Annotated in this window: 9 protein-coding genes and 1 pseudogene; 3 read left to right on the top strand and 7 right to left on the bottom strand. The window is 60.4% G+C overall.

Annotated elements, in window-relative coordinates; all coding sequences use genetic code 11:
• Nucleotides 1–130: 130 nt before the first annotated feature.
• Together mapR and TRP66_RS00480 are read right to left on the bottom strand one after the other, a co-directional pair.
• Nucleotides 131–1,540, bottom strand: coding sequence for a GntR family transcriptional regulator MpaR (gene mapR, locus TRP66_RS00485; protein ID WP_333399358.1), 1,410 nt, complete (start codon nt 1,538–1,540; stop codon nt 131–133).
• Nucleotides 1,541–1,630: 90 nt separating this feature from the next.
• A complete protein-coding gene (locus TRP66_RS00480; RefSeq protein WP_333399357.1) occupies nt 1,631–2,377 on the bottom strand; it encodes a phytanoyl-CoA dioxygenase family protein in 747 nt (248 codons plus the stop codon).
• A 141-nt stretch (nt 2,378–2,518) separates the two neighbouring features.
• On the opposite strand from TRP66_RS00480, the gene TRP66_RS00475 reads away from it, so the two are divergent.
• Entirely contained in the window at nt 2,519–2,674 is a 156-nt protein-coding gene (locus tag TRP66_RS00475) for a DUF2986 domain-containing protein (RefSeq protein WP_333399356.1), read from the top strand.
• A 485-nt stretch (nt 2,675–3,159) separates the two neighbouring features.
• Here the strand turns inward: TRP66_RS00475 and TRP66_RS00470 are convergent, their stop codons facing one another.
• The 4 genes from TRP66_RS00470 to xylA form a co-directional block, all read right to left on the bottom strand.
• Nucleotides 3,160–4,296, bottom strand: a complete 1,137-nt coding sequence (locus TRP66_RS00470) for a sugar ABC transporter permease (RefSeq protein ID WP_333399355.1) — start codon at nt 4,294–4,296, stop codon at nt 3,160–3,162.
• On the bottom strand, nt 4,297–5,853 hold the full coding sequence (gene xylG, locus TRP66_RS00465) for a D-xylose ABC transporter ATP-binding protein (RefSeq protein WP_333399354.1): 1,557 nt from the start codon (nt 5,851–5,853) through the stop codon (nt 4,297–4,299).
• A 97-nt stretch (nt 5,854–5,950) separates the two neighbouring features.
• Nucleotides 5,951–6,952 carry a D-xylose ABC transporter substrate-binding protein gene (gene xylF, locus TRP66_RS00460; protein ID WP_333399353.1) on the bottom strand — a complete coding sequence of 334 codons (1,002 nt, stop codon included), beginning with the start codon at nt 6,950–6,952 and terminating at the stop codon, nt 5,951–5,953.
• A 148-nt stretch (nt 6,953–7,100) separates the two neighbouring features.
• Nucleotides 7,101–8,417 carry a xylose isomerase gene (xylA, locus tag TRP66_RS00455; protein ID WP_333399352.1) on the bottom strand — a complete coding sequence of 439 codons (1,317 nt, stop codon included), beginning with the start codon at nt 8,415–8,417 and terminating at the stop codon, nt 7,101–7,103.
• Nucleotides 8,418–8,581: 164 nt separating this feature from the next.
• Here xylA and TRP66_RS00450 point away from each other — a divergent pair.
• Nucleotides 8,582–9,751 (top strand): annotated as a pseudogene (locus TRP66_RS00450) (XylR family transcriptional regulator); the annotation flags it as partial.
• Between the two features lie 19 nt (nt 9,752–9,770).
• Here TRP66_RS00450 and TRP66_RS00445 read toward each other — a convergent pair.
• Nucleotides 9,771–11,072: a tyrosine-type recombinase/integrase gene (locus TRP66_RS00445; protein WP_333399351.1), complete on the bottom strand. Its 1,302-nt coding sequence runs from the start codon at nt 11,070–11,072 to the stop codon at nt 9,771–9,773.
• A gap of 997 nt (nt 11,073–12,069) precedes the next feature.
• On the opposite strand from TRP66_RS00445, the gene TRP66_RS00440 reads away from it, so the two are divergent.
• The gene (locus TRP66_RS00440) at nt 12,070–14,484 is read left to right on the top strand and encodes a DUF3772 domain-containing protein (RefSeq protein WP_333399350.1); all 2,415 of its coding nucleotides are present in this window, start codon (nt 12,070–12,072) and stop codon (nt 14,482–14,484) included.
• Nucleotides 14,485–14,528 lie beyond the last annotated feature (44 nt).

Below are 14,528 nucleotides of genomic sequence, written 5' to 3'. Positions count from 1 at the left end.
AAGCTTGCCCATACGAACCTCTGACAGTGTGTCGCGGCTCATTGCCGCCGGATGACGAAATAATTATCGGCTGTGGGGGCTTTGCAATACAGATTCAGAAGACAAGGAAAAAAGCGGATCAGATGGCAGGTCAGAATGAAGTCAATATGCGCCCCAGCGTTTCCATGGCCTCTTCGCAACGCGAGTCCCAGGGGCTTCCATAGTTGAGCCGCGCACAGTTCCGGAACCGTCGGGTTGGGGAGAAAATCGGCCCCGGCGCCAGGCTGATACCCTGCGCCAGCGCCAACTGGAACAGCTGCAGCGAGTCGACCCGCTCGGGGAACTCGAACCACAGGAAGTAGCCACCGACCGGTTTGGTGACCCGGGTTTCGGCCGGGAAATACCGGGCCGCTGCGGCCAGCATGGCGTCCTGCTGCAATTGGAGGCTATCGCGCAGCTTGCGCAGGTGGCGGTCGTAACCGCCATGCTTGAGGTAGTCGGCAATCGCGGCTTGCGCCGGGACGGATGGCGACAGGGTCGTCATCAGCTTGAGACGATTGATCTGCTCGGCGTAGCGTCCCCCGGCGACCCATCCGACCCGGTAGCCCGGCGCGAGGTTCTTGGAGAACGAGCCGCAGTGCATTACCAGCCCCTTGCGATCCCGGTTTTTGACCGGCGAGGGCGCCCGCGCCCCGAAATACAGTTCAGCGTAGACGTCGTCTTCGATCAGCGGAACCTCATGCGCGGCCAGCAGCTCGTAGAGCGCGTCCTTGTTGGCCTCGGGCATGCTGGCTCCGAGCGGATTCTGCAGACCACTCATGAACCAGCAGGCCTTGATCGGCAGCCGCCGCAGACTGTCCGCGAGAGATTCGAAATCCACGCCGTCGCGCGGATGCACCGGTATCTCCACGGCCTTGAGCTTGAGCCGCTCCAGCACTTGCAGGCAGGCGTAGAAAGCAGGCGCTTCGATAGCGACTAGATCGCCCGGCTGGGTGACACATTGCAGACACAGGTTCAGGGCTTCCATTGCGCCGTTGGTGATGACCAGTTCGTCGGCAGCCAAGCGCATCCCGTTCAGCATGTAGCGCAGTGCAATCTGCCTGCGCAACTCGGGATTGCCGGTGGTCAAGTCGCTGAGAATCGCCGCGGGCCGCATGGTCTTGACCGCAGCCGCCATGGATTTGGCCAGACGCGGGAGAGGAAACAGATGAGGACTGGGAAAGGCCGATCCGAACGGCACGGTGTCCGGGTCTTTCAGCGAGGCGAGCACGGAAAAGATCAGCTCGCTGACATCGACATCGGTGCCTTCGCTGGCATGCCGGACCAGCTCCGGCTCGACCATAGTGTTGGCGGAGTTGTCGCGCACGTAATAGCCGGAACGGGCCCGCGCCTGGATCAGTCCGCGGTCTTCGAGCAGATAGTAGGCCTTGAAGACGGTGGAAGGACTCACCGAATGAGTCCGGCTGGCAACCCGCACCGATGGGACTTTGGAGCCGGCCGGCAGTATTCCGCTGCGAATCATCTCGGCAATATCGGCAGCGAATTTCTCGTAACGTTTCATGGGCGGCTTGGGCATCCGGGAACGCGCATCATGCAACAAATGCCGGTACGAAAACAGACGCACGCTCTTGCAGAAATCACGTATCAGATGTCAGTCGTACTCCGCTTCGGCATGGTCGCCCAGCAACCTGCGTTGTCGGGGTGTCGCCGCTGCCAGCACGTCCGGATTGAACTGCCACTCAAGGTAAGGCGAGAATTTCTGGGCAATCATGCGGCGCCCGTAATGCACCTGGAGCATGTACCTGTTGCGCAGCGGATCGAGGTTGGGGCTCCCGCCATGCCAGAGCTCGCTGCGAAACATCAGTGCATCGCCAGCGCGACAATGGATAGCACGCGGACTGATTCCCCGCCAGTCCTGCTCGCCCGGCCGAGGCACGCGTCCGGCGCGATGACTGCCGGGGAGGACCCGGGTAGGAGCCAGCGCTTCATCGATATCGTCCAGATACAGCTGCAGGGTGCAGATGTACATTGGCAGCTCGAACTCCGGATCCTCCAGCACAGCAGAGGGCAGAGCCATCGCCAGGTAATCCACGTGCAGGTCACTGCCGACGAAACCGGGATGGCAACGCCAGGCCGTCTGGCCGATCACATGACAGTCGGCACCCAGCACGCTTTCCGCAAGATCGATGGCACCTGGCAGGTCAAGGAAGGGCAGCCAGAACGGGTGTCGGTTGAATACACACTTGTAATGGTCGAGTACGCCCTGGTAGTCCCAGTGGAAGGGGCGCAAGGCGTCGATGGCGGCGCGGGCTGCGCGGATCTGATCAGGGGAAATCAACGAGGGCAAGAGGGTATAGCCGTCCCGATGGAGCGCCTGAATGTGTTGTATTTCGCTCATGATCGAGGCCTCTGGATTTGAATCGGTCGGACAACCAGATGTTACTCGCATGTTTGCTGACAGGCCCTCGAGGAATCCAGCTTGTCCCATAGAACGGGTAAGATACCGTCGGCGCCATCAAACCCAACATCCGAGCGAATCATGAACCGTCGTAAAAAGATCAAACAGTTGCTGCAGGCTCACGCCAAAAAGGCCAGTGCCAAACTCGCGCCGCGCAGCAAGCCGAAATACATCTGCAAAGCTGACCGACTGAAAATGGCCGCCGAAGCGAGCGCTGAATCGACCTCGATCGACTAGCCGGTTTGTCGGTCAAAGGGGCATGTCTGACAGGCGCGGGCGGGACAGCTTGAAGACGGATTCGGGCATCGAGCGCGCATGGCTCTGCGAGGCTAGTCTTGCGCCGAACGCAGGATAGCGTGGAGGTCATCCCACGGGCGTCGTGTATGTTCGCCGGCGTAGCGGCAGCCATCAGCGTGCGGAAAATCCTCGTGGTTGTCGACGAGCGACTGGGCGGTCTTGCATCCGGCGCATACAACGGCACCGCCCATCAATACAAACGTGGCACTCCAAAACATGAGTCGTTGAATGTTCGGGTCCATGAACTGCGTCGCTCCTCGCGGTCACAAGTGAGGAGGCCAGAGTAGCCATTTGCAGGCGCCGGATAAATATTCAAAAGGAGGTATGCAAATGGATAAAGGCCAGCCCTCGTACCGCCGCGCACCTCGTAGGTGATCTGCATCGGCGATCGCTTTAGCGAAGACCAGCAGCGCCTTTTGCATCCTTCAACGCCGGCTGGCCCGTGTGCTCACATCGACCCAGACCGCCAGCACCAGAATGCTGCCTTTGACGATCATCTGCCAGTAACTGTCTACATCGAGCATGGACATGCCGTTGTCGAGGCTGGTGATGACCAGCGCGCCGAGCAGGGCGCCGTAGACGGTGCCCGAGCCGCCGCGCATGGAGGTGCCGCCGATGAAGCACGCGGCGATGGCGTCGAGTTCGCCCATGCTGCCCGCGGAGGGCGAGCCCGCGGCGAGGCGTGCGGTGTTGACCACGCCCGCGAGCGCGCACATCAGGCCCATGATGCCGAAGATCCACAGTTTGACGGCCTGTACGTTGATCCCGGACAGGCGCGTGGCTTCCATGTTGCTGCCCACCGAGTAAACCCTGCGGCCGAACACGGTCTGGCTGGTCACGTAACTGAACACCCCCAGCAGGATCAACAACAGCAGCACCGGCACCGGAATGCCATCGTAGCTGTTGAGCGTGTAGACGAACCCGGCCAATACCGCACCGATCGCCACGACACGCAGCACGTCACGCGCCAGTGGATGCGCGCTCAAACCATGGAAGGCGCGGTTGCGGCGTTGTTTCCAGGTCAGGAACAGGGTCAAGGCGAACAGTACGATACCCAGGCCAGCGCCCACCGAATGCGGCAGATACCCCTGTCCGAAGTAGACCAGCTCCGGCGATACCGGCGCGATGGTAGTGCCGTCCGTGATGCCCAGCAGGATCCCGCGAAACGCGAGCATGCCGCCCAGTCCGACAATGAACGACGGAATGCGCAGGTAGGCGGTCATGTAGCCGTTGGCGAGGCCGATCATCAGCCCGCACAAGGCGACGATGCTCAGGTTCGCCAGCAACGGAATGTGATAGATGACATCCAGAATCGCCGCCAGTCCACCCAGCAGACCCAATAGCGACCCGACCGACAGATCGATCTCGCCGCTGATGATCACCAGCACCATGCCGCAGGCCAGAATCCCGGTAATGGACATCTGTCGCAGCAGGTTGGAAAGGTTGCGCGGCGTCAGAAACCCGCCCTCGGTCTGCCAGCTGAAAAACAGCCAGATGATCGCCACTGCGATCACCAGTGTAAGCATCTTGTAGCGTGTGAAGAGTTGTTTGACCTGGTTCATCTACGCGGACTTCCGATCGTTATCATTAGAGACGACGGGCTGGCTGAGCGCGGCGGCGAGCACCTGCTCCTGGGTGAGATCCTGATTGATGAAGTCGCCGCGCAACTGGCCTTCGCCGATCACCAGCACCCGGTCGGAGACCCCAAGCACTTCGGCCAGCTCCGACGACACCATGATGATCGACACGCCTTGCGCGGCCAGCGCGCCCATCAGTTTGTAGATTTCGTACTTGGCGCCGACATCCACGCCGCGCGTGGGTTCGTCGAGGATCAGCACCCGAGGCTGGGTCAGCAGCATTTTCGCCAGTACGGCTTTCTGCTGATTGCCCCCGGACAGGCTGGTGATCGGCAGAAAGGGGCTGGCGGTCTTGAGGTGCATGCGCGAGATTTCCTTGCCGATGCTGTTCAGCTCGGCCTCGGCATCGATGCGGCTGAGTCTGGCGTACTGCTCCAGCACCGCCAGAGTGATGTTCTGACCGACGCCGAGGTCCGGAATGATCCCTTGCCGTTTGCGGTCTTCCGGCACCATGCACAGGCCGGCCTGAATCGATTTGCGCGGCGTGCGGGTGTCGATGGGCTTGCCATCGAGCCAGACTTCACCCTCGTGGCGCCCCGGGTAGGCGCCAAACAGCGCCGACACCAGTTCTGTGCGTCCGGCGCCGACCAGCCCGGCGATGCCAAGTATCTCGCCGCGTTTGAGTACGAACGAAATGTCGTCGACTCTTTTACGTTTCGGCGTGTCGACGTCGTAGCAGGTGATGTGCCGCGCCTCGAAAATCACATCGCCGACCTCGTGGGGCTCGGTGGGGTAGAGGTTGCTCATTTCGCGGCCGACCATCTGGGCGATGATCCTTGGAATGTCCATGTCCGCCATGGCAGTGGTAGCGATGTGTTTGCCATCGCGTATCACCGAAATGGTGTCGCACACAGCGGCGACTTCATCGAGCTTGTGGGAGATGTAGACGCAGGCGACGCCCTTGGCCTTGAGGTCGCGGATGATGTCGAGCAGCACCTCGATCTCGGATCGGGTGAGCGCCGAGGACGGCTCGTCGAGAATCAGCAACCGCGCCTGCTTGTTCAGGGCCTTGGCGATTTCCACCAGTTGCTGATAACCGCCGCCGTACTGTGAAACCGGCAGTGACACGTTCATGTCCGGGACTTTCAGCTCGGCCATCAGCGCTTCAGAGCGCCGGGTCATGGCCGGGTAGTTCATCCGCCCGCCTGGCAGCGTCAGCTCATGGCCCATGAATATGTTCTCGGCCACCGACAGATCAGGGACCAGCGTCAATTCCTGATGGATGATGACGATGCCGGCGGTTTCGGTTTCGCTGATCGACTGCGCCTTGAGCGGCTGGCCGTCCCATAGGATTTCACCGTCCCAGGTGCCGTGGGGGTAAACCGCCGAAAGCACTTTCATCAGCGTGGATTTGCCGGCGCCGTTCTCGCCGCACAGGCCGACGCATTCCCCCGACCGGACCTTAATGTCGATGCCGTTCAGGGCCTTGACGCCGTCGAAGGTTTTGACGATGCCGTTCATTTGCAGCAGGTAGTCGGACATGGTGACGACTCACACGTGGCAGGCGGGCAGCCGCGGGACCTGCGCAGGCGAGCCATCCAGCTCGCCCACATCAGGAACGCGGAGGGTTTGCGGTGGCTTATTGCCCGGCGATCTGCGCCTTGGTGTAGAAGCCGTCCTGCTCCAGCAGGTCGATGTTGTCCTTGGTCAGCGGCGTCGGGGTGAGCAGGATGGTGTCGACTTTCTTGCTGCCGTTGTCGTACTGCGAGCTGTAGGCCGGTTTTTCGTCACGCGCCAGTTGCACCGACAGCTTGGCGGCCTCGGAGGCGATCAGCTTGAGCGGCTTATAGACGGTCATGGTCTGGGTGCCGCTGATCACACGCTTGACCGCCGCCAGGTCCGCGTCCTGACCCGAAATCGGCACCTTGCCGGCCAGTTTCTGCGCGGCCAGTGCCTGAATCGCACCGCCCGCCGTGGCGTCGTTGGAGGCCACGATGCCGTCGATCTTGTTGTCATTCCGGGTCAGGGCGTTTTCCACGATGCTCAGGGCTTCGGTGGGGTTCCATTCCTTGACCCACTGCTGACCGACGATCTTGATGTCGCCCCGGTCGATGGCCGGTTGCAACACTTTCATCTGGCCTTCGCGCAGGATCTTGGCGTTGTTATCGGTCGGCGCGCCGCCGAGCAGGAAGTAGTTGCCCTTGGGCGCCGCCTTGAGCACGCCGCTGGCCTGCATCTCGCCAACCTTTTCATTATCGAAGGAGATGTAGGCGTCGATGTCGGCATTGAGGATCAAGCGGTCATAGGACACGACCTTGATGCCGGCCTTCTTGGCTTCGCGCACCGCATTGGTCAGCACAGTGGCATTGAAAGGCACGATGACGATCACGTCCACGCCACGGGAAATGAGGTTTTCGATTTGCGAAATCTGCTTCTGCTCGTTGGCGTCGGCGGACTGGACGAAGACTTTGGCGTTGAGCTTTTCCGCCGCTGCAACGAAGTAGTCCCGATCCCGTGACCAGCGCTCAAGCCGCAGGTCGTCAATGGAAAACCCGATTTTCGGGTTTGCGGGGTCGGACATGGCCGGGAGCGAGAGCAGGGTGAGGGCGCCGGCCAATAGCGTGAGTTTGAATCTGTTCATGGTGGTGCGTCCTTTTATTGTTGTTCGAAGACACTGCCTGACGATGTTTATCGTGCCGGTTGAACTGTAGGAGGTTGCACGCAGCCGCGAGCACAGATTTGTCGCGCGAATGTAACCGCGAAACCGTGCTCGCACGCCGTGCCTGTCCTCAGGGATAGATAAACCGATTGACGACGTTCTCGAGCATCTCCTGCCGGCCGCTGACGGCTTGCGGGTTCAGCTCCTGGGCGAACGCATGTTCCGCGAGTGATTCCAGGCTGAAGTCGCCCGCCAGCACGCCTTGGCCCAACGGTTGTTGCCAGCCGGCATAGCGCTGATCCTTGAATTGTTGCAGGCGATCGTCCTGGATCATTGCCGCGGCGCGCTCCAGGGATAGCGCAAGCACATCCATCGCTGCAACGTGCCCGTAGAATAGATCGACCTCGTCCAGGCTCTGGCGACGAACCTTGGAATCGAAGTTGAACCCGCCGTGGGTGAAGCCACCAGCCTTGAGAATTTCATAAGTGGCGAGGGTCATTTCCTCGACGCTGTTGGGAAACTGATCGGTGTCCCAGCCGTTTTGCGGATCACCGCGGTTGGCGTCGATGCTGCCGAAGATCCCCAGCGAAGTCGCCGTCGCGATCTCTTGATGAAAGCTGTGCCCGGCCAGGGTTGCGTGGTTGGCCTCGATGTTGACCCTGATCTCCTTTTCCAGGCCATATTGCTGGAGAAAACCGAAGACGGTAGCCGTGTCGTAGTCGTACTGATGCTTGGTCGGTTCCTGCGGCTTGGGTTCGATCAGCAGATCGCCGGTGAAGCCGATCTTGTGTTTGTGCTCGACCACCATGCGCATGAACCGGCCCAACTGCTCACGCTCGCGTTTCAGGTCGGTGTTGAGCAAGGTTTCGTAACCTTCGCGGCCACCCCACAGCACATAGTTCGAGCCCTTGAGGCGCTGTGTCGCGTTCAGTGCGCTGAACACCTGGGCCGCAGCGCAGGCGAAGACTTCCGGGTCCGGATTGCTGGCCGCGCCGGCGGCGAAGCGCGGGTGGCTGAAGCAGTTGGCGGTGCCCCACAGCAGCTTGATGCCGCTCTGTTCCTGATGGCGCTCCAGATGGTCGACCATCTGCGCTAAATTGTGGCGGTATTCCTTCAGCGAGCTGCCCTCGGGCGCTACGTCGGTGTCATGAAAGCAGTAGTAATCGACGCCCAGCTTGGTGAAAAACTCGAATGCGGCCTCGGCCTTGCCAATGGCGACTTCCATTGGCTCTCCCGTCTGCTGCCACGGGCGCTTGAACGTACCGGCGCCGAATACATCCGAGCCCGGCCAGACGAAGGTGTGCCAGTAGCAGACAGCCAGGCGCAGATGCTCGCGCATGGATTTGCCGAGGATGATCCGGTCGGCGTCATAGTAGCGGAAGGCGAGGGGCGATTCGCTGTTCGGGCCTTCATAGCGAATCCTGTCGACAGCGGGAAAGTACGACATCGGTCATGTCCTTTGTTGTTCTTGGCGGTGTCTCGATACTAGCAACGGGCCTGTTGCCGCTGATTACGAAAATCACCAACCCGGCGTGCGATTTTGCGTTGAGAGTTTCCTGCGTGTACTAGGCTGACCGGGTCGTTACGTTCGAACGACCAAGGACAATAACAATGAAAACCATACCGCCTGTTCACCGCATTGCGCTGCTGTTCAACGGCAGCAAGATCTATGACCGCGGCATCATCACCGGCATCGGCAATTACCTGAGCAGCACGCGCGCCTCGTGGGATCTATTTCTGGAGGAGGACTTCCTGTGCCGGTTGAACGGGATCGAACGCTGGCAGGGGGACGGGATCATTGCCGACTTCGATGACCCGCTGATCGGCGAAGCGCTGGTCGATATCAGCCTGCCGGTGGTAGCGGTGGGCGGCTCGTATCAGGACGCACGTGCCTATCCCAAAGGCATTCCGTACGTGGCGACCGACAACGACGCCCTGATCACCCTGGCCTACGAGCACCTGACAGAAGCCGGACTGACGCGTTTCGCCTGCTTCAGTCTGCCGGAAGCACAGGCTAATCGCTGGGCGCAGGAGCGGGAGAAGGCCTTCCGCCGGCTGATGCGGCGCGACGGTCTGCCGGTCGAGATCTACCGCGGCATGGGCACCAGCGCGCCGCTATGGGACAGTGCGGTGGAACAACAGATCGCCTGGTTGCAAAGCCTGCCCAAGCCCGTTGGCATCATCGCCGTCAGCGATGCCCGCGCCCGACAACTGCTGCAGGCGTGCCTGACGGCCGGGATCGCCGTGCCGGAGCAGGTCGCCTTGATCGGTATCGACAACGACCCGCTGACTCGCACGCTGACCCGGGTGCCCTTGAGTTCGGTGGTGCAGGGCACCGAAACCATGGGCCGTACCGCCGCGCATTTGCTGCATCAGATGTTGCACGGCATGCCGTCGACGGGCACCCAGATTCTGATCCCTCCCGAAGCAATCAACGTGCAGGTGTCCAGCCTTCATCAGCCGTTGGGCGATCCTTACGTGATGCAGGCCCTGCTGTTTATCCGCCAATACGCCTGCCAAGGCATCAAGACTGCGCAGGTCGCGGCTTACGTCGGCGTATCGCGCTCCTCCCTGGAAGCGCATTTTCGCAAGGCACGAGGCTGCAGCGTCCATGACGAGATTCTGCGCTTCAAGCTGGCGGCAGCAGCCAGTGCGCTCGAGAACACAGAGGCGACCATTGCCGACACGGCGCTCCGATGCGGCTTCAAGTCCGCGCAGTATCTTCACACTGTGTTTCGCCGTGAGTTCGGCTGTACGCCCCGGAAGTTTCAGCAACAAGCAAGTGAAGCTGCTCCGGCACTTAACGCTCTTTCATCGGCAAGCGCTTTACCGAATACGCCCGTTTCTCATCTTCGGAGTTGTAGTAGACGTTCTGCGTCGTACTGAGGCTATTATGGCGCAGATCCACCTGGAGATCCTTCATATCCCGATGCGGTGCATCGAACGTCGCCGAGGTGTGCCGCAACCAGTGAAGTGAGGCGACCCGCAGGCGGCCAACGTCTTCGTCGGACCAGCCTTCGTCCTGCATGCGTGCCAGCGCGCGATCAAACACCTCTTGAAGCAGCACGCGAATATGCCGATCCGAAAGCCCGGCGCGACCGCGCTGGGTAGCGATCAGCGGCGTGGTTTCACGGAACCCGGGTAGGGGAGACAGCCCCTGATGCAGCCGCCAGCGTTTCAGGTAATTTTCCACATAATCGTCGCGCACGCTGATCTTGCCGGCCTTGTTCCCTTTGCCCACCACGTGATACCACCAGTTGCCGGCGCTGTCCTTGCGCATATCGCCCATGGTCGGCTGCCAGTTGTCACGCCCGACAAGATCGGAGACCCGCAGATACATGGCGAATATCGTTGCCACAATGAACAGCGTGCGCTCGTATCGCGGGTCCTCGGCCGCCAGATTCTCCGCGGTTTCCAGCACGAAGTCCCACTGTAGGGACGTCAGAATCCGCGTGTCCTGATCGTCGGTATTGCGCTGTTTGTACTTACTTTTCTGCTTGACCGCCCGAAATGGATTTTGCTCGCAAAATCCTTCGTCGATCGCATGCTGGAAAAAGCTGCCGCACACCGCAAAGATCTGCGCGATGCTGCCTTGGGCAAGTTTATAGGCGTCAGGCAGAGCGGGGCGGTTCTGCTCCTTGGCGCGCTTGCGTTCTTCCTTGGAAATGGTCTGATTGAACGGCCGCCAATCGGGGTTCACCACGTAGGTATCGGTCGCCGTTCTTTTGCGGGCTCCGACCCGGTTGAAGCGGGACTTGACGACCGGACCGACCCAGGCAGGATCAGGCGCCAGGCAGAACTCCATGAAGCTTTCCGCATGGGTGCGTCGCATTTCAAGGAGAGGGATTCGCGCCTTGAGCAGCGTCCATAACAGCAGCCGTTCCACGTGGGTCCGGTATGAGTTGAACGTAGCCTCGTTGCCCGCGTAAGACTTGAGGAAACCGCGCACCGAGCGGTAGCCGTCAAGAGCCTGAACGTGCTCGGGAAACTGCCCAAGATACTGGACGACGGCAGGGTTTTCTTCTTTGAGCGAGCTGAAATTGAGCTCGCCAAATCGCGAGTAGATTTCAAACAGCGGATGAGGAACGGCGGATACAGACATGGAATTCGCTTGGACAGACATCTGAAAGTGCCGACATGATCCTAGCAAACGCCTGGATGTGCAATATCCGGGTCTGACAGTTATCGGATATTACATTTGGATTTTGCCGGGTCTACCGTGTCTGAGGCGTTTGGATAATGGTCAATAAGTACAATCAGGCTTGGGTGCGTCAACGGACCGGATATATCTGCTCCGCTAAGCCCTTCCGCTCAGGTAAACGGTCGTGAATGTTATCGCTGGAATGTAACCCTGCCGTACAGCGGGGTAGAGTCGATCAGTCAACATCGGCTTCTCCAGCGTGCATAGCGGCAACCCTGTATTTGCTGACGCTTCCGGCATTCGCGGATCGCTTGAGGCGCTTCGAGCGCTCCAAGCCTTGCCAGGCCCTTGTCCTTGCGATAGCAAGCTCCAATGGCAGGCCCGGTCAAAGGCCTTTCATCTATTTACGACCATCGTCACTGATGCGTCTGCGAGGCCTGATACATTCCCGCAACCTGCTGCGGTCGGCGTCGTTGTCCACGGCGCAGTGATCTAGAGGCACCTCGCGTTGTCTGCCACGGCATTGCGGCGCGTCGTTGAGGCTTGAGGTGCACGCCAGGACTTCGCAACAAGCGAAACATCGCACGGCGTGTGAACCTGCCTGGCAATGGGCGACCGTAACGGATCTTGCCTATGCCATTGATGCTGGCGGTATATAGATGCCGCAGAGCGCGACGCCAAGAATGCACGACATGATCCATCCGTAAACAAACCAGATGGCTTGTTCGCGAAGTAACAATCAGGCGGATCCTGAGGTAGAGTCGGCAGCTTATTGGGTTGTTGGCAATCCTGGCCAGCTCCGGTAGCGCATCGCACGTTGCAGCGTACTGCCCTTGGGTCAGAACTCATAACACGATGTTACGCATAATGTATATTATGTTAAATAATGCAAATACCAGCGCATCCATGATCACGCGAACGATCTTCGACTGACGCTTGACGTAATGAAGGAAAAAGAATGCAGCACGCTTCAATGAACCGTTTATGTTGCGGCCCGCTGGTCCTGCTCTTGCTGTGCATGACCTTGCCAGCTCTGGCTCACGCAGCGCCCGCAGCCCAAGCGGATGACGCCACCAGCGTATCGCCCGCGGTGGAAGCCCCCAGCCTGGATGACTTGAATGACCAGCTCGACAAGATCCGCCAGGAGGTTACGGTCAGCGCCAATGGTGATTTGTTATCAAACCTTCGTCAGGCCGCTTTGCAGGTACAGAAGCAAGCCGATGACCTGACTGCCCGGCAAGCCGTGGACATCGAACACCTGAATGATCAGCTCAATATCATCGGTCCGGCGCAACCTGATGAGGCGCCCAGTCTGACCAGCCAGCGCAAGACGCTGACCGCTCAGAAAAACGCCCTGGTCAGCGAGGAGCGTCAGGCCAATACGCTAAGCCAGTCAGCCCGTGATCTGGCTACGCAGATCTTCAGCCTGCGCCGCAGCCTTTTCGATTCTCAGCTCAGCAGCCGCACCGCGAGCCCGCTCAGTTCAGCCTTCTGGTCCACGCTGATTCGCCCCACCGATGACGACCTTGGCCGCCTGAACCGGCTTTGGGTTGACGTCCGGGGCGTATTTGCCAGCGCAATGGCGCCCGGCAATCGCGCTCAGTTCATCAGCGTGGTGTTCGGGGCGTTCCTGATATGGGTGGTGGTCCGGCGCTTGCTGGAGCGCCTGTTCATCTGGTTGACGATCCGCTGGCTGCCGGACGGTCGTCTGCGTCGCAGTGCGCTGGCGCTGGCGGTCGGCCTCTCGACAGTCGTCACCATCACCGTTGCCACTTCATTGCTGCGCTGGGGAATCGTCAGCAAGACGGTGCTCAGTAACGACGTGGTCAATCTGCTCGACCAGCTACAGACGCTGATCACGTTCTGCGCCTTCATCGTTGGCCTGGGCCGCGCGCTGTTGATGCTGCCGCACCCTTCGTGGCGTCTGCCGCAGATTCCCGACCAGATCGCCACGGCCATGGGTCGCTTTCCGCCCATCCTTGCGCTGGCACTCATGATCATCGGCACCCAAGAGCGGGTCAATAACGTGATCGCCAGCAGCCTGGCGCTCACGGTGGCGGTCAATGGCCTGACTGCATTGGCAGTGTCGCTGATCTTCTGCTTCGCGCTGGTGCGCTACCGCCGAACTCGTCGCCGCTTCGGACTGGAACGTCTGCCAGGCTTCGCCGGGCTGATTCCTTTCATCATCGCGGTCTGGGTCGGGCTGAGTCTGCTGGCGTTGCTGAGCGGCTACCTGACGCTGGCGTACTATCTGGCGGTCAAGCTGCTCTGGATCAGCGTGGTCGCGTCCACTGCCTATCTCCTGATTGCCTGTTACGGCGACGTCTGTGAAACCCTGCTGTCGCCCAAGCAGCCGGGCGGGATGGCGCTGGGTTCGGCGCTGGGACTCTCCGCGCGCCACCAGGCCCAGGCCAGTACCGTTCTGGCGGGCATCGGTCGGACTTTGCTGCTGCTCACCGCCCTGCTCCTCGCCTTCCTCCCATCGGGCTCCAGCCCGGCCGAACTGCTCGAAAGCTTTGCCCAGCTGGACGTGACCAATAAATCCCTGGGCAATCTGAACATCGTACCGGGCGATATTCTCCTGGCATTGGCCTGTCTGGTCGTCGGCATGCTGGCTGTGCGCGTGCTCAAGGACTGGTTCGGACAGCGCCTGCTGCCCGAAACCACCATGGATGCAGGCATGCAGGCCTCGCTGGTGACCCTGATCGGTTACATCGGTTTCGTATTGGTTGTCGCCGTGGTGATGTCTACTCTGCACATCAGCCTGACCAACCTGACCTGGGTCGTCAGCGCCCTGTCGGTGGGTATCGGTTTTGGCCTGCAAGCCATCGTGCAGAACTTCATTTCCGGCTTGATTCTGCTGACTGAACGTCCCGTCAAAGTCGGGGACTGGGTCAGCCTGGCCGGTGTCGAAGGCGACATACGCCGGATCAACGTGCGTGCGACCGAAATACAGATGTCCGACCGCTCTACGGTGATCGTGCCGAACTCGCAGTTCATCACACAGAACGTGCGCAACGTCACCATGGGCAATGCCCTGGGCGTCGTCGGCATTACCCTGACCCTGCCGCTGGAAACGGATGTCCTGAAAATCCGCGAACTGCTGCTGCAAGCCTTCAATGAGCACGAAGCAGTGCTCGATGCACCCGCGCCGTCCGTGACATTCAAAGACCTTACCAACACCGGCCTGATCATCAGCGCCAGCGGCTACGTCAACAGCCCTCGTTCCGTGGGTGGTGCGCGGAGTGACCTGCTGTTTACCGTTCTGGGACGTCTACGGGAAATGGGCATCGCGCTGTCAGCGCCGCAGAGCATGGTGTTGATCAGTGACGGATTGGGTAAAGAGGCTACGGATGAGCCGGTGATACGCTAGGGTTGGTGCGGCCTCCTCCCCCGTCGTGAAAGACGGGGGATCCC

This window comes from Pseudomonas sp. JDS28PS106 (assembly GCF_036706555.1).
Taxonomy (GTDB): domain Bacteria; phylum Pseudomonadota; class Gammaproteobacteria; order Pseudomonadales; family Pseudomonadaceae; genus Aquipseudomonas.
This window is presented reverse-complemented; position numbering and strand designations above follow the sequence as displayed.

Excerpts from the sequence above, each read along its gene's own strand:
- mapR (WP_333399358.1), bottom strand. The coding sequence starts at position 1,540 with ATGAAACGTTACGAGAAATTCGCTGCCGATATTGCCGAGATGATTCGC.
- TRP66_RS00480 (WP_333399357.1), bottom strand. The coding sequence starts at position 2,377 with ATGAGCGAAATACAACACATTCAGGCGCTCCATCGGGACGGCTATACC.
- TRP66_RS00475 (WP_333399356.1), top strand. The coding sequence starts at position 2,519 with ATGAACCGTCGTAAAAAGATCAAACAGTTGCTGCAGGCTCACGCCAAA.
- TRP66_RS00470 (WP_333399355.1), bottom strand. The coding sequence starts at position 4,296 with ATGAACCAGGTCAAACAACTCTTCACACGCTACAAGATGCTTACACTG.
- xylG (WP_333399354.1), bottom strand. The coding sequence starts at position 5,853 with ATGTCCGACTACCTGCTGCAAATGAACGGCATCGTCAAAACCTTCGAC.
- xylF (WP_333399353.1), bottom strand. The coding sequence starts at position 6,952 with ATGAACAGATTCAAACTCACGCTATTGGCCGGCGCCCTCACCCTGCTC.
- xylA (WP_333399352.1), bottom strand. The coding sequence starts at position 8,417 with ATGTCGTACTTTCCCGCTGTCGACAGGATTCGCTATGAAGGCCCGAAC.
- TRP66_RS00445 (WP_333399351.1), bottom strand. The coding sequence starts at position 11,072 with ATGTCTGTATCCGCCGTTCCTCATCCGCTGTTTGAAATCTACTCGCGA.
- TRP66_RS00440 (WP_333399350.1), top strand. The coding sequence starts at position 12,070 with ATGCAGCACGCTTCAATGAACCGTTTATGTTGCGGCCCGCTGGTCCTG.